General features: G+C 66.3%; 16 protein-coding genes. 8 read left to right on the top strand and 8 right to left on the bottom strand.

Annotated elements, in window-relative coordinates; translation table 11 throughout:
- Window positions 1-7: 7 nt before the first annotated feature.
- Window positions 8-2068 (bottom strand): M3 family metallopeptidase, encoded by a 2061-nt coding sequence (locus tag LL236_RS08050; RefSeq protein ID WP_228178214.1) that lies wholly within the window; start codon window positions 2066-2068, stop codon window positions 8-10.
- A 91-nt stretch (window positions 2069-2159) separates the two neighbouring features.
- Between LL236_RS08050 and LL236_RS08055 the strand changes: the two genes are divergently transcribed.
- Together LL236_RS08055 and LL236_RS08060 are read left to right on the top strand one after the other, a co-directional pair.
- Window positions 2160-2774 (top strand): ArsR/SmtB family transcription factor, encoded by a 615-nt coding sequence (locus tag LL236_RS08055; protein ID WP_374198019.1) that lies wholly within the window; start codon window positions 2160-2162, stop codon window positions 2772-2774.
- Window positions 2775-2991: 217 nt separating this feature from the next.
- Complete coding sequence (locus tag LL236_RS08060; protein WP_228178215.1) at window positions 2992-4287, top strand: MFS transporter; 1296 nt, start codon at window positions 2992-2994, stop codon at window positions 4285-4287.
- An 8-nt stretch (window positions 4288-4295) separates the two neighbouring features.
- Here the strand turns inward: LL236_RS08060 and LL236_RS08065 are convergent, their stop codons facing one another.
- Window positions 4296-4547 carry a hypothetical protein gene (locus LL236_RS08065; RefSeq protein WP_228178216.1) on the bottom strand — a complete coding sequence of 84 codons (252 nt, stop codon included), beginning with the start codon at window positions 4545-4547 and terminating at the stop codon, window positions 4296-4298.
- Between the two features lies 1 nt (window position 4548).
- Window positions 4549-7116: a valine--tRNA ligase gene (gene valS / locus LL236_RS08070; protein ID WP_228178217.1), complete on the bottom strand. Its 2568-nt coding sequence runs from the start codon at window positions 7114-7116 to the stop codon at window positions 4549-4551.
- Between the two features lie 460 nt (window positions 7117-7576).
- On the opposite strand from valS, the gene LL236_RS08075 reads away from it, so the two are divergent.
- A complete protein-coding gene (locus tag LL236_RS08075) occupies window positions 7577-8263 on the top strand; it encodes an endonuclease domain-containing protein (RefSeq protein ID WP_228178218.1) in 687 nt (228 codons plus the stop codon).
- A gap of 121 nt (window positions 8264-8384) precedes the next feature.
- Here the strand turns inward: LL236_RS08075 and LL236_RS08080 are convergent, their stop codons facing one another.
- Both LL236_RS08080 and LL236_RS08085 read right to left on the bottom strand, forming a co-directional pair.
- Window positions 8385-8951 carry a GNAT family N-acetyltransferase gene (locus tag LL236_RS08080; protein ID WP_228178219.1) on the bottom strand — a complete coding sequence of 189 codons (567 nt, stop codon included), beginning with the start codon at window positions 8949-8951 and terminating at the stop codon, window positions 8385-8387.
- The gene (locus tag LL236_RS08085; protein WP_228178220.1) at window positions 8948-9610 is read right to left on the bottom strand and encodes a pentapeptide repeat-containing protein; all 663 of its coding nucleotides are present in this window, start codon (window positions 9608-9610) and stop codon (window positions 8948-8950) included. Before LL236_RS08085 ends, LL236_RS08080 begins: the two co-directional genes overlap by 4 nt.
- 233 nt (window positions 9611-9843) lie before the next feature.
- Between LL236_RS08085 and ileS the strand changes: the two genes are divergently transcribed.
- From ileS to ndk, 4 genes are read left to right on the top strand one after another with little or no spacing between them, the layout of a single operon-like run.
- Window positions 9844-13245 (top strand): isoleucine--tRNA ligase, encoded by a 3402-nt coding sequence (ileS, locus tag LL236_RS08090; RefSeq protein ID WP_228178221.1) that lies wholly within the window; start codon window positions 9844-9846, stop codon window positions 13243-13245.
- On the top strand, window positions 13242-14594 hold the full coding sequence (locus LL236_RS08095; RefSeq protein ID WP_228178222.1) for a bifunctional folylpolyglutamate synthase/dihydrofolate synthase: 1353 nt from the start codon (window positions 13242-13244) through the stop codon (window positions 14592-14594). The genes ileS and LL236_RS08095 overlap by 4 nt, the downstream gene beginning before the upstream one ends.
- Entirely contained in the window at window positions 14591-15007 is a 417-nt protein-coding gene (locus LL236_RS08100) for a DUF4233 domain-containing protein (RefSeq protein ID WP_228178223.1), read from the top strand. The genes LL236_RS08095 and LL236_RS08100 overlap by 4 nt, the downstream gene beginning before the upstream one ends.
- 2 nt (window positions 15008-15009) lie before the next feature.
- Window positions 15010-15426 carry a nucleoside-diphosphate kinase gene (gene ndk, locus LL236_RS08105; RefSeq protein WP_228178224.1) on the top strand — a complete coding sequence of 139 codons (417 nt, stop codon included), beginning with the start codon at window positions 15010-15012 and terminating at the stop codon, window positions 15424-15426.
- A 39-nt stretch (window positions 15427-15465) separates the two neighbouring features.
- On the opposite strand, the gene LL236_RS08110 is transcribed toward ndk, so the two are convergent.
- The gene (locus tag LL236_RS08110) at window positions 15466-15732 is read right to left on the bottom strand and encodes a hypothetical protein (protein WP_228178225.1); all 267 of its coding nucleotides are present in this window, start codon (window positions 15730-15732) and stop codon (window positions 15466-15468) included.
- A 196-nt stretch (window positions 15733-15928) separates the two neighbouring features.
- Entirely contained in the window at window positions 15929-16537 is a 609-nt protein-coding gene (locus tag LL236_RS08115) for a vitamin K epoxide reductase family protein (RefSeq protein WP_228178226.1), read from the bottom strand.
- 269 nt (window positions 16538-16806) lie between these two features.
- On the opposite strand from LL236_RS08115, the gene LL236_RS08120 reads away from it, so the two are divergent.
- Window positions 16807-19272 carry an Rne/Rng family ribonuclease gene (locus tag LL236_RS08120; RefSeq protein ID WP_228178243.1) on the top strand — a complete coding sequence of 822 codons (2466 nt, stop codon included), beginning with the start codon at window positions 16807-16809 and terminating at the stop codon, window positions 19270-19272.
- 9 nt (window positions 19273-19281) lie between these two features.
- Here LL236_RS08120 and LL236_RS08125 read toward each other — a convergent pair whose 3' ends face one another.
- Entirely contained in the window at window positions 19282-19557 is a 276-nt protein-coding gene (locus LL236_RS08125) for a DUF4031 domain-containing protein (RefSeq protein ID WP_228178227.1), read from the bottom strand.
- Window positions 19558-19685 lie beyond the last annotated feature (128 nt).

Here is a 19685-nt window from a genome sequence, read left to right on the forward strand (position 1 = left end):
GGGCTCCCTAGCTGTCGAGTCCCCGGCGACGCAGCAGCGGGGCGATCTCGGCCTCGCGGCCGCGGAAGTCCCGGTACGCCTCGAGCGGATCCTTCGACCCGCCGACGCCGAGGAGGCGCTCCCGGAATCTGTCGCCGTTCGCCCGCGTGAGACCGCCGTTCTCGCGGAACCATTCAACGGTGTCGGCATCCAGGACTTCGCTCCAGATGTAGGAGTAGTAGCCCGCGCTGTAGCCGCCGGAGAAGATGTGGGCGAAATACGTGGATGAGTACCGGGTCGGAACCGCCGGATTGTCGAGCCCGATCTCCGCCAGCGCAGCAGCCTCGAACTCCGCGACATCCACCGCGTCAGCACCATCAGTTGAACGAAGCGAGTGCCAGGCCTGATCGAGCCAGGATGCAGCCAAGTACTCGCTCGTCGCGAACCCCTGGTTGAAGCTCTCGGTCGCATTCAGGCGCTCCACAACCTGCGCCGGCAGTGGCTCGTCTGTCTCGATGTGGCGCGCATAGGCTGCCACGATCTCGGGCCAGAAGATCCACATCTCGTTGACCTGGCTCGGGAACTCGACGAAATCGCGGAACACATTGGTGCCGGCGAAGTGCGGGTAGGTGACTGTCGCGAACAGGCCGTGCAGCGCGTGGCCGAACTCGTGGAAAAAGGTCGTGACTTCGTCAAGGGTCAACAGCGTCGGAGTGCCCGGCTCCGGCTTCACGACATTGAGGTTATTTACCACGACCGGCGCCGTGCCGCGCAGCTGGGACTGGGAAACGAGGGAGTTCATCCACGCGCCACCGCGTTTGCTATCACGTGTATACAGATCGAGCAGGTAGAGCCCGAGTGCCGAGCCATCGGCATTGAACACCTCGAAGACCCGCACGTCAGGGTGGTAGCCCGGAAGGTCGGGGCGCTCGGTGAAAGTGATGCCGTAGAGCTGTGTTGCTGCACGGAAGACGCCGTCTTGGAGCACGCGCTCAGCCTCGAACCACGGACGCAGCGCTGCGGTGTCGATGTCGTATTCAGCTGACCGAACCTTCTCGGTGAAATAGGCCCAGTCGTGTGCCTCTATCGTGAACGGTTCGGCTTGAGCATCCGCCATCGCCTGAAGCGACGCCTGCTCTGTTCGGGCGTTGCGGGCCGCCGGCGCGGCGAGGCGGAACAGCAGGTCGCGAACGGCTTCGGGGCTTCGCGCTGTCTCATCTGAGGTGACGTAGTCGGCGTGTGAGCGGTACCCGAGGAGCTCCGCGCGCTCTGCTCGCAGCTGCACGATCTCGCGTAGTACAGGGCGATTGTCGTTGCCGTTGTCGCGGGTACCACGAGCGCGGGATGCCGCCATGATTCTCTCGCGTGACCGGCGATTGTGCAGGGAACCCAGGTACGGGTGTCCGGTGAACAGGGTGAGCGAGATCAGCCAGCCCCCCGTGATGCCGCGATCGGCAGCTGCTCGCGCGGCCGCCGACAGCTCACCCTCGGTGAGCCCGTCGAGCTCGGTGACATCATCGAACAGGACAGCGAGGTCATTTGTGTCGTTCAGGAGATTCTTCTCGAAGGTCGTGGTGAGGGTCGAGAGGCGACCGTTGATCTCGGTGAGTCGGGCCTTCTGGGCTTCGTCGAGGCCCGCGCCCGCGTGGGTCATCTCGCGGTAGTGACGCTCGACCAGATAGCGATCCTCCGGCGCGAGGTTGAGGTCATCCAGCTGCGCATGCACGCTCGCTATGCGTCGATAGAGCTCGGGGTTCAGCTGCACAGCATCCGTGTGCGCCGCCATCAACGGTGCGAGTGCCTCTTCGATCTCTTGAATCTCCGGCGTCGCGTCAGCAGACGAGACGGTGTAGAACGCCGACGCGACATCGTGGAGCAGCTCACCACTCCGCTCCAGGGGCACCAGTGAGTTCTCGAACGTCGGGGCGGCCGCGACATTCGTGATCGCGTCGATCTCGCGCCGATGCCGGGCGAATGCCTCGGTGAACGCCGGCAAATAGTGCTCCGGACGGATGGCCCGATAGTCGGGGAGCCCGTAGGGGAGCGGGCTTGCGGCGAGGAGCGGGTTCGACAGGGCGGCGTCGGTCATGGACTCAACCTATCTCCTCAGTAGCGGACTCCAAAACGTCGTTTGCAAATATATGATTGCAAAATATTGTTTGCAATCTTATTCTTGCATCGTGAATGAGTCGGAGGAGATGCCGGGCGATCAGCCGCCGAGGATCGGCGAGGCGCGCGAACTGGACGTTGGCGCACTGCGCGCCCTCGCCCACCCGCTTCGCGTGGAGATTTACGACATCCTGAGTCAGTTCGGTCCTCAGACGGCGAGTTCGCTGGCGGAGCAGCTGGGGGAGTCGTCGGGCGCCACGAGCTATCACCTGCGCGCCCTCGCCAAGCACGATCTCATTCGAGAGGTTCCGGATCGCGGGACGGGGCGCGAGCGTTGGTGGGAACGTCCCAAGGGAGCCGTCTCGATGACCAGTCCGACGGCCGTCAAGAGTCCCGCGGGCCGCGCCGCCAGCCAGGTCGTCATCAGCGAGTTCTATCGACGCCGGAACCGGCAGCTCGAGGATTTCATCTCGCGTCAGATTCGAAAGGATCCCGACGAGTGGACAGCGATGCTCAGCACCGCCACCGTTCGGCTGACCGATGGCCAGTTCGAAGAACTCGTTCGCGAGGTTGAGACCGTCATCGACTCCTACGTCGCTCGCTATCGCGACCAGCAGGGCGAGGGAGTGCGACCCTTCACCATCCGAACCGATGTGTTCCCCCTGACAGACCCGGAGGAGTCATGAGCGTGATCAGCACAGTGGCCCCCAGTCGATGCGAGCAGCCGCAGCCGAGTGCGCTCGAGCGGGCGGCGCTGGCCATCTTGCGAGCGCTGGAACGGGATATTGAAGCGCGGGTTCGGAGGCGTGCATCGACACGTCGGATCCGGCACGCAGCGGAACGCGGGTACGCTGACGGGCGCGCTGATGCCCGCGCCGGCGCCCATCTCGGCATCCTGCCACGATGACCCTCGCTCCGAGCTCCGTCCAGGGTCGGGTTCCGCTCGGCAGGGACTTCGGGAAGCTCTGGACCGCTGCAGCATTCAGTAACCTCGCGGATGGCGTGGGCCGTACGGCGGTCCCTCTCATCGCGACGACGCTGACGCGGGACCCGGTAGCCATTGCCGCTGTGGGAGCGCTGGCGTTCGTTCCCTGGCTGTTCTTCGGGCTTCCAGCAGGCATGATCGTCGACCGGTTCGACCGACGCCGGGTCATGGCCTCGGCGAACGTGCTTCGTGGCGGCGTCGCGGTCGCCCTGGCTGCTCTGACGGCAACCGGTCACCTGGAGCTGTGGCACCTGCTCGTTGCGACTGTGGTGTTCGGCATCGGAGAGACCCTCTTCGACAACGCGAACAATGCGGTGATCCCGTCGCTGGTCGGCAAGGCAGGGCTCGACCGGGCCAACAGCCGGATTCAGGCAGCCCAGATCACGATCGACAGCTTCGTCGCGCAGCCCATTGCGGGAGTCCTCTTCGCGATCTCGCTCGTGCTCCCGCTCTGGGTCGGATCGGCGGGCTATCTGATCCCCATCGTTCTAGCGCTCATGCTGCCGATCTCCGCTGCCAGTGCCCTGCGTAGGGCCGCCCCGGATGCCGCATTTGCAAGCGACGAGGTGGCGGTTCCCGGTGAGAGGCTCCCGGCATCTGCCGCTGCGCGGGTCTCGACCAAGGATGCTGCGCTGTACCTGTGGCGCCATCGCTATCTCCGTGCGCTCGTGGTCTTTACCTCGATCCTCGGTGGCGCCTTCTCGTTCGCGCAGGCGCCGACGATTCTCTACTTCCTCGAGACGCAGGGCGTGGCTCCTGCGGCGATCGGTTTCGTCACGGCGGGAATCGGAGCCGGCGCGCTGCTGGGCTCACTCGTCGCGCCGGCGCTCGTGCGTCGCTCCGGCCGCGGCGCCGTCATGCTGGGCGCCAATCTGGCTGCCGGCGTCTGCCTGGCTGCGGTGGGAGTGGCCCCCGAACTCGTCAGCGCGATCGTCGCCTACGCAGGAATGGCGTTCGCAGTGTCGCTCTGGAACGTCCCGTGGGGAGCGCTGCGGCAGATGATCATCCCGGGCGACATCTTCGGCCGGGTCCTCGGGATCATCCGGAGCCTCACCTGGGGGCTCTTCCCCATCGCCACGATGCTCGGGGGCCTGGTCGCACGTGTCGACCTTCGGCTTCCGTACGTCATCGCGGCAGCCGTGACGATCATCGCCGCACTCGCCGCCGCGCGGCTTCTTCTGGCAGCGAGCCGGGTGTCACCGAACGAGGAGTGATCGCAGGTTCACGCGAACTCGTCGTCGGGGTCGTGGTGCACGACCGCCTCGCCGTCGTCGTCGAGAGTCACGATCACGCCGGTGTCCAGTTCCGCGATCGGCCGACCCTCGAGCCAAGTGAGCGTCCAGCGCGGTGTCGGCTCCTGAGCGAGCTGTCCGGCAGAGATCAGGTCCTCGACCGCGGCGATCTGCGCGCGAAGCGCGTCGGGCACGGCGGCCGGCGGTGTCGCCCCGAGGGGCCAGCGGGTTCCGAGCTGCATGTCAGACCTCTCCGAGTTCGATGGATGCCACGGTCGTGCTGTCGGCATCCGTGTACGTGATCGTGTCGATGCGTCCCACGGCCTTCAGGTCGCCCTCGGCGGTGCGCAGACGCTCCACTGTCGCGGCAGGTGCACCGATCGTGATCGAGGCCACCGGCGTCTTCTGCGAGGCCTTTGCCTCCGTCTTGGCGCGACGGATGCCGATGAGCGCCTCACCGACCGCGGTCAGTACCGCGGGGTCCCCGTCGATGCCGAGCGGCTCGGGCCACGACGCCGTGTGAATCGACCCCTCCTCGAACCACGACCAGGCTTCCTCGGTCGCGAACGAGATGACGGGCGCGAGCAGACGCAGCTGCGTCGACAGCGCGATGCGTAGCGCCAGAGCGGCGGATGCCTGCCCGACATCGCTCTGGTCGTAGGCGCGTTCCTTCACCAGCTCGAGATAGTCGTCGCAGAAGGTCCAGAAGAACGACTCGGTTATCTCCAGTGCACGGGCGTGGTCGTACGCGTCGAGTGCTGCGGTGGCGTCGCGCACGACGCCGTCCAGGGTCGCGAGCATCGAGGCATCCAGCGCGTGAGTGATGCGGGCGCCTTCGGTGACGGGGAACGAGAGCACGAACTTCGCCGCGTTCAGGATCTTGATCGCCAGGCGCCTGCCGATCTTGATCTGGGTCGGGTTCTGCGGGTCGAACGCGGCATCCGTGCCCAGACGGCTGGATGCTGCCCAGTAGCGCACGGCATCCGAACCGTGCTGCTGCAGGATGTCGGCGGGGGTGACAACGTTGCCCTTGGACTTGGACATCTTCTTGCGGTCAGGGTCGACGATGAATCCCGAGATCGCGGCATCAGTCCACGGCGCTCGCCCGTCCTCGAGCGCGCTGCGAAGCATCGTCGAGAACAGCCACGTCCGGATGATGTCCTGTCCCTGGGGACGCAGGTCGAACGGTGCGACAAGATCCCAGAGCTCGGGATCGCGCTCCCAGCCGCCGGCGAGTTGGGGAGTCAGGGACGAGGTCGCCCAGGTGTCGAAGATGTCACGCTCGCCGTCGAAGCCGCCCGGGACTCCCCGCTGGTCCGCGGTGTAGCCGGGCGGCACGTCGGTGGTGGGGTCGATGGGAAGTTGGTCGTGAGGAGGGAGCAGGACGCGGTCGTAGTCGCGCTCACCGTTCTCATCGAGGGCGTACCAGACCGGGATCGGCACGCCGAAGAATCGTTGGCGTGAGACGAGCCAGTCGCCGGTGAGGCCGCCGACCCAGTTCTCGTAGCGCACGCGCATGAAGTCCGGATGCCACGCCACGTCGCGGCCGAGTTCGAGGAGCTTTTCACGCAGCGCCTCGTCGCGGGCTCCGTTGCGGATATACCACTGACGCGTCGAGACGATCTCGAGGGGGCGGTCGCCCTTCTCGAAGAACTTCACGGGGTGGGTGAACGGCTTCGGGTCGCCGATCAACTCGCCTGACTCCTGCAGGAGTTCCACGATGCGCTTCTTGGCGCTGAAAACGGTCTTGCCGGCAAGCTCCGCATAGGCGGCACGCGCGGCGTCCGTCGTGATGACCTCGGGAGCCTCGGCGATGATGCGGCCGTCCTTGCCGATGATCGTGCGGTTGGGGAGGTCGAGCTCGCGCCACCAGATGATGTCGGTGACGTCGCCGAACGTACAGATCATCGCGATACCCGAGCCTTTGTCGGGCTGCGCGAGCGGGTGCGGCAGCACTGGCACCTCGACATCGAACAGCGGCGTGCGCACGGTCGTGCCGAATGCGGGCTGGTAGCGCTCGTCATCGGGGTGGGCGACCAGCGCGACACACGCGGCCAGCAGTTCGGGGCGCGTGGTTTCGATGTGGATGTCGCCGCTGCCGTCGCTCTTGTGGAAAGCGAGGCGGTGGTAGGCGGCTGGCTGCTCGCGGTCTTCGAGTTCTGCCTGCGCGATCGCGGAGCGGAAGTCGATGTCCCACAGGGTCGGCGCGAGCGACTGGTAGGCCTCGCCACGTTCGAGGTTGCGCAGGAACGCGAGCTGGCTCGTGCGCATCGTCTCGTCCGAGATCGTGCGGTAGGTCTGGGTCCAGTCGACGGACAGCCCCAGCATCCGCCAGAGATCTTCGAAGTGCTTTTCGTCTTCGACAGTGAGCTTTTCGCACAGTTCGATGAAGTTGCGGCGGCTGATCGGCACCTGGTCGGCTGCCTTGCTGCTCTTGTTGTCACCGCCCTCGTAGGGGGGAGCGAAGTCGGCGTCATACGGCAGCGAGGGATCGCAGCGGACGCCGTAGTAGTTCTGCACGCGGCGTTCGGTCGGAAGCCCGTTGTCGTCCCACCCCATCGGATAGAAGACGGTCTTGCCCCGCATCCGTTCGAAACGCACCTTCACGTCGGTGTGGGTGTAGCTGAACACGTGACCGATGTGAAGCGACCCGGATGCCGTGGGCGGGGGAGTGTCGACGGAGTAGACCCCGCCGCGTCCGACCTCGGCGGCGGCGCCGCGGTTGAACCGGTAGGTTCCGGCATCCGTCCAGGCGGCATCCCACTTCTGCTCGAGACCTTCGAGGGCGGGCTTGTCGGGTATGGCGGCCATGGGTCTCCTAGCGCGATATGTGCGGCACCGTGTGTGCGTGCCTGAGTGTGGGATACGCCTCGATTCTACCGGCCCGATCTCATGCCCTCGCGGCCGTACGCGGCCCGCGGCACCCGCCGGGCACGCCGACACATCCGGGAGGTCATGATCATTCCGGAGGGTCGATGGCTGAGTCTCCTCCTCCCGACTGTCCAACGCCTCCCCGACTGTCCACGGAAACGCCACCGTCGGCTCCTCCCTACAGCGCTGGCCGGGCGCAATCTCCACGGATGCTGCCACTCGAAGCCTCCGCCCCGGCACCGTGCGATGGGCTGGCGAGATGGATCTCAGCGCGTTCGTCGCGACTCACGGGGGTGTCATACCGTCGTCGTGGCTCAGAGCTCGGCGCGTCTCGTCGCGACGCCTCACTGATGCCCTCCGCTCGGGCGTTCTCATCCGGCCGCGGCGAGGGTGGGTTGCCGTGCCGACCGCCGATCCCGAGCTCATCCGTGCCGCGGGGGAGGGCGTGGTAATCACCTGCATCTCGCTCGCGCGCCGCCGCGGGCTCTGGGTTCTCAAAGAGCCGGAGTGGCATGTTGCCGCTCCATCCCACGCCGGTCATGTGGGGCTGCCCGGCGCGGTAACGCACTGGCGGACGCCACTCGTGCCTCGACCACCCGGCTCCTTGGAAGATGAGATCGAGAACATGCTGGTTCAGGTCGCCCTGTGCCAACCGGATGACGCGGCGCTGGCCATCTGGGAATCTGCGCTGCGCACGGGGCGAGCAGACATTGATCGGCTGCGAAACCTCCCACTCCCAGAGCCGGCCTCTCGACTTCTCGATCAGGTAACGCCCTGGTCGGATTCAGGGCTCGAGACGATCGCCGTCGTGCGGTTGAGGTGGCTCGGGCTGCCACTGCGTCCGCAGATCTGGATCGCCGGCCACCGTGTCGATCTGCTCATCGGCGACAGGCTCGTTCTCCAGATCGATGGCGGGTCCCATGTTGGCGCACAACGGGACAGTGACAATCGGCACGACGCCGAACTGCGTCTGCGTGGCTATCACGTCATCCGGGTGGGTTACCGGCAGGTCGTCGACAACTGGCCGGAGGTACAGGCGCTTGTCATGGCTGCCGTCGCGGCAGGCCTCCACCGTCGTCCGCGCTAGGCATCCGGCTGGTTAGGGCTGTCGCAAACCGGGTTCACTCGGGAGGCGATGCGCGATCGGGAGGGCCCAAGTGGCGTACCTGGTCCTCCCGAGTGGTCACGTCCTCCCCAATGAGTGACCGTCAGGGCGACGGATGCCGAGAGCGCCAGGCCGCGCGCGAGACCGCGAAAGCCAGGTGCGGCATGTCGATGTCGCGGTAGTGCTTGACGAAACGCTCGCGGACCGTCATCCCGAGCCGGATCGCGACGTTCATCGACGCGAGGTTCGTATCGCGCACTATCGCGTAGATCTCCGGCACAACGACGTTCGCGAAGCCCCAATCCAGGCACGCGGACGCAGCCTCCGTGGCATATCCGAGACCCCACCGCTGCCGCAGGAGGTGATATCCGACCTCGACGACCTCTGCCGTTGCAGTGCGCTGAACGGTGAGACCGCAGTCCCCGATGACCTCGTCGGTCTCCGCATCCGTCACGGCCCACAGCCCGAACCCGTCGTCGCGATAGCGGCGGAGTTGGCCCTCGATCCATGTGGCCGTCTCCGCCGGAGAGAAACCATGCTCGTACGCGCTCATCGCGACCTCGTCGCCGAGCACACGATGCAACGCCGAATGATCCTGCGGCGTGAGCTCTCGCAACCCGAGCCGAGCCGTCTGTATGCCCGAGAAGGCAGTCGCCGGCTGGGGAATCACTCGAGGACCCGGATGCCGAGAGCCATGGCCAGGGGCGTCGAGTGCTGCTCGACCTGCCGCGTCGTGAGCGTCGCGCCGCTCAGTCCTGCCGGACTGGTGAACGACAGCGCCTCGAGCCCTCGGAGGTCGAGGTGCTGCGAACGCAAGCCCCGCGAGTCGACCTCATCGGCGTGACATCCCTCGAAGGTGACGCGGGTGAGCGCTGCCTCAGGGAGGTCCAGAGAACCGAACCGGCAGTCCACGAATCGAACATCGGTCACGGTAGACATGCTGAGGTTCGCGTAGTCGATGCGCATTCCACGGAACTCGACGCCGTCGAGCTCGGCGCCGCTGAGTTCGAGAGTCGCGAGTCGCCCTCCGTTGATCGTCACGGTGCGCCAGGCGCTGTTGGGTGCGATCAGCCGCGTCGCACGGATGCCACTGATGAGAACATCACGCACCGAGGCGCCGGCGAGAGTCAGGGAGTCGAGGTCGACATCCGGAATCTCACACTCCGCGATTCTCGCGAACGAGCCGTCTACCTCGCCGCGAAGCGCACCCACACGCACGCCGAGAAGGTCATCGTGACGATCGATCGCCGCAACCGATTCGAGACTCGCCGGAAGGTCGGGGCTGCTGACGCGCGGAGCCAGCGGTTCATCGGATCGAGAGCGAGGCACGCATCCACCCTAGGCGCCGCTAGAATCGAGCAATCAGCACCGATCCGGCCATCACCGGGGAGCTCTCGGAAGAACGGTCCCGCGAGGGGCTCAGTAGAACCGAGCGGGTCAGGCCCGTCACAGCCGCAGTGAGAGGGGCTGGACCGGACGCAGACCGGACCGGCACGCAGGGTGGTACCGCGGCTCGCGAGAGTCGTCCCGGCAGATGATGTCCGTGACCCCTGCGAGATGACATGAGCTACCCCCGCCCCTCCGCCTTCGGCCCCGCCGCTGACGTTTCGCCGAGCCCGCGCTTTCCTGCGATTGAGCGCGACGTGCTCGCGTTCTGGAAGCAGGACGACACCTTCCGTGCGTCGATCGAGCAGCGCGACGGCGCACAGGAGTGGGTCTTCTACGACGGCCCGCCGTTCGCGAACGGACTCCCGCACTACGGGCACCTTCTCACGGGCTACGCGAAGGACCTCTTCCCGCGATTCCAGACCATGCGCGGCAAGAAGGTCGACCGCGTCTTTGGATGGGACACGCACGGCCTGCCCGCCGAGCTCGAGGCCATGAAGCAGCTCGGCATCACCGAGAAGGCCGAGATCGAACAGATGGGGATCGCCGCCTTCAACGCGAAGGCCCGCGAATCCGTGCTGACCTACACCCGCGAGTGGGAGGACTACGTCACCCGGCAGGCCCGGTGGGTCGACTTCGAACGCGGCTACAAGACGCTCGATGTCGGATACATGGAGTCCGTGCTCTGGGCTTTCAAGAGCCTCTACGACAAGGGGCTCGCGTACGAGGGCTACCGCGTGCTGCCGTATTGCTGGCGCGACGAGACCCCGCTCTCGAGCCACGAGCTGCGCATGGACGACGACGTCTACAAGATGCGCCAAGACCCCTCAGTCACCGTGACCTTCCCGCTGGTCGGCGCGAAGGCCGAGGCCCTCGGACTCACCGCTGTCCGCGCACTCGCGTGGACGACGACGCCGTGGACCCTGCCGACAAACCTCGCGCTCGCGGTGGGTCCCGACATCCGTTACGTCGTCCTGCCCGGTGGCCCGAACGGTGCGGCGGACGTCCACCGCACCCCTGGGGGAGCGGCTGACGACGCGGTCGAGACGATGGCGCACGAGTACCTGCTCGCCGAAGACCTGCTCGCCGGCTACGCGAAGGACCTGGGGTACGAGAGCCCAGAAGAAGCCCGTGCCGCTGTCTCCCGCAGCATCCTGGGTTCGGAGCTCGCGGGCGTCTCGTACGACAGGCTCTTCGACTACTACGCGGATGCCGAGACCTGGGGCACCCAGAACGCGTGGCAGATCCTCGTCGACGATTACGTCACGACCAGCGACGGCACCGGCATCGTCCACCAGGCCCCGGCCTATGGTGAGGATGACCAGCGGGTTTCGGAGGCTGCCGGCATCCCGACGATTCTCTCGCTCGACGAGGGTGGTCGCTTCCTGCCGCAGGTGACGGATGTCGCCGGGCAGCTGTGGATGGACGCCAACCGTCCCCTCATCCGCCTGCTGCGCGACGGCGGCCGGTTGCTGCGCGAGGCCAGCTACGAGCACTCCTACCCTCACTGCTGGCGGTGCCGGAACCCCCTCATCTACAAGGCAGTCTCGAGTTGGTTCGTGCGCGTGACCGAGATCAAGGATCGCCTGATCGAACTCAACGAGCAGATCACCTGGGCTCCCGAGAATGTCAAGCACGGCCAGTTCGGCAAGTGGCTCGAGGGCGCGCGCGACTGGTCGATCAGCCGCAACCGCTATTGGGGCTCTCCCATCCCGGTCTGGAAGAGCGACAACCCCGAATACCCGCGCGTCGATGCGTACGGGTCGCTCGAGGAGCTCGAGCGGGACTTCGGCACACTCCCACGAAACGAGGCAGGAGAGGTCGACCTGCACCGGCCGTACATCGACGACCTCACGCGCCCGAACCCCGACGACCCCACCGGTCAGTCGATGATGCGCCGCATCGAGGATGTCTTCGATGTGTGGTTCGACTCGGGGTCGATGCCCTACGCGCAGGTGCACTACCCGTTCGAGAACCACGACTGGTTCGATGAGCACGCGCCCGCCGACTTCATCGTCGAGTACATCGGTCAGACCCGCGGCTGGTTCTACGTCATGCACGTGCTCTCGGGTGCCCTGTTCGACCGCCCGGCCTTCACCGGCGTGTCCTGTCACGGCATCGTGCTGGGTTCGGACGGGCAGAAGATGTCGAAGTCGTTGCGCAACTACCCCGATGTATCGGAGGTCTTCGACCGCGATGGGTCGGACGCGATGCGCTGGTTCCTCATGTCGAGCTCGGTGCTGCGCGGCGGCAACCTCGTCGTCACCGAGGAAGGCATCCGTGCGGGAGTCCGCGAGTTCCTGCTGCCGCTGTGGAACGCCTGGTACTTCTTCGCCACCTACGCCAACGCCGCTGCCGGTCCCAATGGCGCCGGCTACGAGGCGTCGTGGCGCACCGACTCGACCGATGTGCTCGACCGCTACATCCTGGCGCTTCTTGGAGACCTGGTTGCCGGTGTCGCTGCCGACCTCGAGGTACTGGACTCGACGAGCGCTGCCGAGAAGCTCCGCGATTTCGCCGAGGCGCTTACCAACTGGTACATCCGCCGTTCGCGCGACCGATTCTGGGAGGGCGTCACCGACGACCCGCGTTCCCGCGAGGCGTTCGACACCCTGTACACGGTCCTCGAGACCCTCACTCGCGTTGCTGCGCCGTTGATCCCGCTCGTCGCAGAGCGCGTCTGGCAGGGGCTCACCGGCGGACGCAGCGTCCACCTGCAGGACTGGCCGGATGCGGCATCCTTCGCGCCCGCTGCCGACATCCGCACCGCGATGGATGCCGTCCGCGAGGTATCCAGCGTCGCGAACGCGCTGCGCAAGAAGGAGGGCAAGCGCGTGCGCCTGCCGCTCTCGCGCCTCACGGTGGCTGTGACCGATGCCGCGGCCCTCGGCCAATTCGAGGGGATCCTGCGCGACGAGCTGAACGTCAAGAGCGTCGAACTCGTCGAGCTCACGGAAGGCCTGGCCGAGTCCTACGGCATCAGCCAGCGGCTCGCGGTCAACGCGCGGGCTGCGGGCCCGCGCCTTGGCAAGCAGGTGCAGCACGTCATCGCCGGCGCACGAGCCGGCCTCTGGAGCGAAGAAGATGGCGTGGTCGTCGTCGACGGGATCACGCTCGAGCCCGGCGAGTACGAACTCACCCTCGAAGCCGGGGGAGTAGCCGAGGGCACCGCGATCGCGCTTCTCGCGGCCGGAGGGTTCGTGCTGCTCGACACGACCACCACGCCGGAACTGGAGGCCGAAGGGCTGGCGCGCGACGTCATCCGGGCTGTTCAAGACACGCGTAAGGCTGCGGGATTCGACGTCAGCGACCGCATCCGACTTCGGCTGCTCTTCCAGAACGCGGATGACGGCCACGCGGTCCAGTCCGCGTTCGAGGCTGCCGACGTTGCGGGGGAGACGCTCGCCGTCGACGCGCGGGTGCTGATCGCGGGGGAGCTCGACCCGGCCGATGCCGGCGGCGTGAACACGTTCTCTGCCGTCGCCGCGCGCGGGCACGGTGTGAACGTCGCGAAAGGAACCTACGCGAACCGCGGTTCGTTCATGGTCGTGGTCGAGCGCATCGGAGGAGCAGCATGAACGAGCGAGAGCGCGCAGACGCCGTCTACGACATCCTGCTGACCCGCCAGGGAGAGCAGTGGGTGCAACCGCGGATCGAGCGCACGCAGAAGCTGCTGGACTACCTCGACAACCCACAGCGCACGTACCGGGTCGTGCACGTCACCGGAACGAATGGCAAGACCTCCACGAGCCGCATCATCGAGAGTCTCATCCGTGCCCACGGGCTGCGCACCGGAATGTTCACGAGCCCGCATCTCGAGCGATTCACCGAGCGCATCCTCATCGACGGCGAGCCGGTGACCGACGAGGCCCTCGTGGCGGCCTGGGACGAGATCGCACCCTTCATCGATCTCGTGGATGCCGAACTCACGGCATCCGGTGATGCGGAACTCACCTTCTTCGAGCTGCTGACGGTGCTGGCCTTCGTCGTGTGCGCTGACGCGCCCGTCGATGTGCTGGTGCTCGAGGTCGGGATGGGCGGACTGTGGGACTCCACGAACACTGCCGATGGCGATGTCGCCGTGTTCGCGCCCATCGACCTGGACCATGCCGCGCGGCTGGGCGACACGATCGAGCAGATCGCCACCGTGAAGGCTGGGATCATCAAGGAGGCTGCGGCTGTCGTTTCTGCCCGGCAGGCGCCGTCAGCTGAGGCGGTCCTGCGCGGACAGTCCGGACGACGAGACGCGACGTTTGCTATCGAAGGCGACCAGTTCGCGCTGCAGAAGTCTGCCCTCGCCGTCGGCGGTCAGCTGATTTCGGTCCGCGGGCTGGCCGGCGAGTACCCCGATCTTTATCTTCCGCTGTACGGATCGCACCAGGGTTTCAACGCAGCCCTCGCCATCGCGGCTGTAGAGGCCCTGATCGGCGGCGGGCAGCAGCCCATCGCTTCTGATGTGCTCGTGGAAGGTCTGTCCAGTGTCACGTCTCCGGGGCGGCTCCAACTCGTCGGAACGGACCCGACTGTGCTCGTGGATGCTGCACACAACCCCCACGGCGCGCGAGCTCTCGCCCAGGCACTCGGCGAATCCTTCGACTTCGACGAGTGGGGAGTGGTCGTCGGCATCCTCTCGGACAAGGACGCCGACGGTATCGTCACTGCACTGAGTGAGGTAGCCGCAGAGTTCTTCGTCACCGCGCCCGACTCGGACCGCGCAACGGATGCCGATGCGCTGGCCGACCTGCTCGAAGCCCGAGGTCTTCCCGCAGCCGTCTTCCCCGAGCTGGAATCTGCTGCCGAGGCTGCACGGTCGTGGGCGAGCGCAGCGCCGCGGCGCGCCGTCATCATCACCGGCTCGGTAGTCCTCGCCGGCGAAGCGATCACGCTCTCGGCAGACAATGAGTGGAAAGCGGGGTCAGGCGCGTGAGCGCGGACGAGCCCGCGGCGCCCCGCCGCCCCCGCCGCACCCGCGGTGCTCGCGAGTCCCTCGGGTCGGTCGTTCTCGGCTTCGAGTCGATCATCGTGTTCCTCGGCGGCCTTGTCGTCTACGGCCTTCGTGTGCTGCCCGACGGGATCGAGCCGTGGTGGGGGATCGTTGCCGGGTCCGTGCTTGCACTGGTGATGGTCGTCATAGCTGGACTCCTCCGCCACTCCTGGGCAATCGCGGTGGGCTGGGCTCTTCAGGTGGTCGTTCTGCTCGGCGGCTTTCTGGTGCCGGCCCTCGTCGTCGTCGCGATCATTTTCGGTGGCATGTGGGCGTATGCGACGATCAAAGGGGCATCTCTCGATGCTCGCAACGCCCGACGCGCGGCACCCCCCGAACCCTCGAACGGAGAATAACGATGTCGACCGAAGAGACCCTCGTTCTGGTGAAGCCCGACGGTGTAGCGAGGGGCCTGACCGGCTCGATCCTCGCGCGCATCGAAGCGAAGGGATACGCCCTCGTCGACATCCGTTTGGTCGAACCCGACCGCGATCGGCTCGAGAAGCACTACGCCGAGCACGCCGGGAAGCCGTTCTATGAGCCCCTTCTCGAGTTCATGATGTCCGGTCCGTCGGTGGCCATTCGTCTCGCCGGCAATCGGGTGATCGAAGGCTTCCGGTCTTTGGCAGGCACCACCGACCCCACGACGGCAGCGCCGGGAACGATTCGCGGCGACTTCGGCCGCGACTGGGGGCTGGCAGTCCAGCAGAACCTCGTCCACGGCTCTGACAGCCCCGAGTCTGCCGCGCGCGAGCTCGAGATCTGGTTCGGTTAACGACTCGGCGGCGCTGCTCAGCGGGATCCATGGGATTCGTCATGGTGCGACGGTGAATTCGACCGCCGCCGAGGCGCACGACGCGCCCTCGGGACACGTTGCGATGTCCCAGTAGTTCGAGATCGACGCTACGGCCCGCCCCGGGCGGATCGTCGGTGGGACAGTGATGGACACCGCGAACGACCCGTCCGGGTCCGGCGTGACACGCGCTTGCGCGAGCGGAATCGTCTCGCCGACCGGCTGGATTCGCACGGTCAGCTCCGCGCCGGCGGGGAGGGGGCAAGCATCCGTGGTAGAGACTGTCACGATTCTGCCTGGCCTCGGGTTGTCGGGATCGACGGTCAGGGTCGGGACGCACACCGTGGATGGAGCGCTCAGGCATGACGTCAACGGTGCGCACACGACAACGAGGAGCATCGCCATGACTCCAATGCTGACGCGCCGATTCATGGCGCCACGTTAGGCCTGCGCGCCCCGACCCGTCCAGCGGCGCGGCGTGATTCTAGAGACCGAAGATGTTGGTCAGAGCCCGTGTCGGTGCCAGCTGCGCGACGATGACGATGATGCCGTAACTCACGATTGTCGCCAGCGGTACCCACCTCATGAGACCGCGCGAGAACCGCAGCAGGCCGGGCGATGTTCCAAAGGCGCCCGAGCGCATGGCGTGGACGGTGACGGCGTAGAACGTCGGAATCGTCACGCTCCACGTGACCATACACCAGGGGCACAGGGTGCCGAGAACGAACAGGCTCTGGCTGATGAGCCAGATCACGAAACCGAACGCGAACAGCATCCCTGCCCAGAAAAGCAGCCAGAACCAGCGGGCAAAGCGTGCGCCGGCCAGCAGCGCGGCTCCCACGACGATCGGTGCCACCCAGCCGGCGAGCCCGAGGATCGGGTTGGGGAAGCCGAAGACACTTCCCTGCCACGACTGCAGATTCGCCGTGCACTGCACCAGGATGCTGAAGTCGCAGGACGCTGTCGCATCCGGGTCTGCCAGAAGGTGGAATCGCTCGACGGTCAGGCTGAACGCGGCGTACCAACCGATGACACCGGCGAGGATGAGCCAGACGGCAAGGCCGATGGGTCGACGAGCGGATGCTGCGGGCATGCGTCAATTCTGGCATCCGTCTTCTTAGGAGACGCCTGAAAAGCGCGGGTCATCCGAACCAATGGAGTGTTTGTGCTCCGATAGTGCGATAATTGCCGGGACGAGTCCGCGGCCGCGCCGCGCGACATGTCGTCACAGACTTCCGGGCAATGGCTGCCCGTCGCAGCGTGAGCTTCGAGCCTGCTGCACACCGAGTTGATGAGCGACCTCCGGGTCGCGGAGATGTCGTCGGGCGACGCGCGGGGTCGCTCGGCAAGGAGTACGCCGACATGGGCGATGAGAACGATGTACAGAACACGATCGATGCCGACACGGAAGGCACACGAGACGACCTGACCGAGTCCTCCATCGCCGCCGAGACCGAGGAGCAGACTGCCTCGCAAGACGAGTCGACGGAGTCGGCGCCGGCTGAACACGATCCGGCTGCCGTTCCCGAGGCTGAGACGCCGGAGGGCGCGGTCGACGCGGAGCAGCCGGCAGCACCGGACACCGAGGTCGAGGATGCTGCACCTGCTGACGAGCAGATCGACTCCGCCAGTGACGAGAACGCCGCAGCATCCGAGCCGCAGCACGATGGTGCGGCACCGGAGCAGTCAGCTGCCGAGTCGGAGAGCGACGAGGCTGAGACTCCCGCCGAGCCGGACAGCAACGACGAGGCTCAGGCGGCCGACGAGCCGGCGGGCCCGCCCACTGCCGTCAGTCTGGGGCTGCTGCCCGAGAACTTCGTGTCGTCGGTCTCGACGGCGCTGATGTTCTATGCGCCCGAGATCACGCCTCTTCCCGCACTTCCTGAGGACGAGCCTGACGACTCCGAGCCCTCCGGATCATCGCGGCGCCGCAATCGTCGCCGCGGTGGGGGAGAGTCCCGCGAGGACAACAGGTCTAACGGATCGCGTCAGCGTCAGGCTGAAGTGATCACCGAGCCGCAGCGGATCAAGGGGTCGACCCGTCTCGAAGCCAAGAAGCAGCGCCGTCGTGACGGGCGCGAAGCGGGCCGCCGCCGCACCGTCGTAACCGAAGCCGAGTTCTTGGCGCGCCGCGAAGCCGTCGACCGCGTGATGGTTGTGCGTTCGAAGAACGGACGGGTCCAGATCGGGGTGCTCGAAGACAACGTGCTCGTCGAGCACTACGTTGCTCGCAGTCAGGATGCCTCCCTCATCGGCAACGTCTACCTCGGGCGCGTCCAGAATGTGCTCCCCAGCATGGAGGCAGCCTTCGTTGACATCGGTCGGGGCCGCAATGCGGTGCTCTACTCCGGCGAGGTGGATTGGGACTCGGTCGAGACCGGCAACCAGCCGCGACGCATCGAGCTTGCGCTGAAGTCGGGCGACAAGGTCCTCGTTCAGGTAACGAAGGATCCGGTCGGACACAAGGGTGCGCGTCTCACGAGCCAGATCTCCCTGCCCGGCCGCTACCTGGTCTACGTGCCCGGCGGCGCGATGAACGGCATTTCCCGCAAGCTCCCCGACACCGAGCGCGCGCGGCTGAAGAAGATCCTCAAGGAGGTTCTCCCCGAGTCATCGGGCGTCATCGTGCGCACCGCGGCCGAAGGGGCCACCGAAGATCAGTTGACGCGTGACGTGCAGCGCTTGACCGCGCAGTGGGAGCACATCAACCGCCAGGTCGAGACCACCGGTGCTCCGGCGCTGCTGCACTCCGAACCCGACCTGCTGGTCAAGATCGTCCGTGACGTATTCAACGAGGACTTCTCGCGGATGCTCATCCAGGGTGAAGATGCCCTCCACACCATTTCGCGCTACCTCGAAGGCGTCGCGCCCGACCTGCTCGAGCGTGTGTCGGCTTACGAGGGTGACACCGATCCGTTCGACGAATTCCGGATCACGGAGCAGATCGAGAAGGCGCTGGACCGAAAGGTGTGGCTCCCCTCGGGCGGTTCGCTCGTGATCGACCGCACCGAGGCGATGACGGTCATCGACGTCAACACAGGAAAGTTCGTCGGCTCCGGCGGCAATCTTGAAGAGACAGTGACCAAGAACAACCTTGAAGCCGCTGAGGAGATCGTTCGTCAGCTGAGGCTGCGCGACATCGGTGGCATCATCGTTGTCGACTTCATCGACATGGTGCTCGAATCGAACCGCGACCTGGTGCTACGTCGCCTGGTGGAATGTCTGAGTCGGGATCGGACGAAGCACCAGGTGGCTGAGGTCACGTCCCTTGGCCTCGTCCAGATGACCCGAAAGAAGCTCGGCCTCGGCTTGCTGGAGACCTTCAGTGAACCGTGCGAGGTCTGCGCGGGTCGAGGGGTCATCGTTCATCACGATCCTGTCGTCAAGCACCGCACCGCGGCTTCCGGCAATGGTTCGCCGCGTCGGAGCCGAGGCGCGGCTTCCGGGAACGGTTCGTCCTCTTCCTCGTCGTCGTCTCAGGCGGGCAACGGCACGCACGTCATCACAGAGGGCGTGAAGTCGGCCCTCGCGCAGATCGCGGCATCCACGATTCACGCCCCCGTCGATGCGGCGGCCGTCGAGGAAGTCGTTGTGGCGGCGGTTCAGGAGGCGAGTGAGCCGGCCCCCGAGAAGCCCAAGCGTCGCAAGAAGAAGGCAGAAGCCGAGAAGCCCAAGTCCGAGAAGGAACTGCTCCTGGATTCTGTGCTCAACGCCCTACCCGAGCCGAAGGCCCCCGGCCAGGGACGCGGGCGGCGTCGTGTGACGACTGCCGCGCTGACAGGAACTCCCGTTTCTGCGACGCCAGCAGGGTCGGACGACGAGTCCTGACCGTCGTCCCTACGTGCCCTGACGGCGCTCACGTGCCGTCACACGCAGCCCCGACGCGATGAGCGCGCGAACCAGCGTGTGACCGTCGACGGGCCGCGCTCCGGCCGCCACGAGCCTCGCGTGCGCCTCGGCGGGAACGTCGTAGTGATCACGGTCGAAACCGCGGCGCGGGATGTCGTTTTGCTCCGCGAAGTCATGGAGCTCGGCGAGGTCAGTGTCGCTGATCAGGTGCGACCACAACCGGCCGTGCGCCGGCCAGCGGGGGTCGTCGATCAGAATCGTCACGCGCCGATCATAGGTGCTGGCCGACTGAGGTCGTCGGCGATGAGGGCCGCTCGCCTTGCCTCACGTCAAGATGTCCGGGTGTGATTCGTGGTTGCCTCACGTGAAATGTCCGCGTGGGTCATGCGGCG

This window comes from Microbacterium schleiferi (genome assembly GCF_020781975.1).
Classification (GTDB): domain Bacteria; phylum Actinomycetota; class Actinomycetes; order Actinomycetales; family Microbacteriaceae; genus Microbacterium.

Bases quoted from the DNA above. Each gene is read 5' to 3' on its own strand.
- valS (WP_228178217.1), bottom strand. From the start codon at position 7,116: ATGGCCGCCATACCCGACAAGCCCGCCCTCGAAGGTCTCGAGCAGAAG.
- LL236_RS08060 (WP_228178215.1), top strand. From the start codon at position 2,992: ATGACCCTCGCTCCGAGCTCCGTCCAGGGTCGGGTTCCGCTCGGCAGG.
- LL236_RS08115 (WP_228178226.1), bottom strand. From the start codon at position 16,537: ATGCCCGCAGCATCCGCTCGTCGACCCATCGGCCTTGCCGTCTGGCTC.
- LL236_RS08095 (WP_228178222.1), top strand. From the start codon at position 13,242: ATGAACGAGCGAGAGCGCGCAGACGCCGTCTACGACATCCTGCTGACC.
- LL236_RS08050 (WP_228178214.1), bottom strand. From the start codon at position 2,068: ATGACCGACGCCGCCCTGTCGAACCCGCTCCTCGCCGCAAGCCCGCTC.
- ileS (WP_228178221.1), top strand. From the start codon at position 9,844: ATGAGCTACCCCCGCCCCTCCGCCTTCGGCCCCGCCGCTGACGTTTCG.
- LL236_RS08065 (WP_228178216.1), bottom strand. From the start codon at position 4,547: ATGCAGCTCGGAACCCGCTGGCCCCTCGGGGCGACACCGCCGGCCGCC.
- LL236_RS08120 (WP_228178243.1), top strand. From the start codon at position 16,807: ATGGGCGATGAGAACGATGTACAGAACACGATCGATGCCGACACGGAA.
- ndk (WP_228178224.1), top strand. From the start codon at position 15,010: ATGTCGACCGAAGAGACCCTCGTTCTGGTGAAGCCCGACGGTGTAGCG.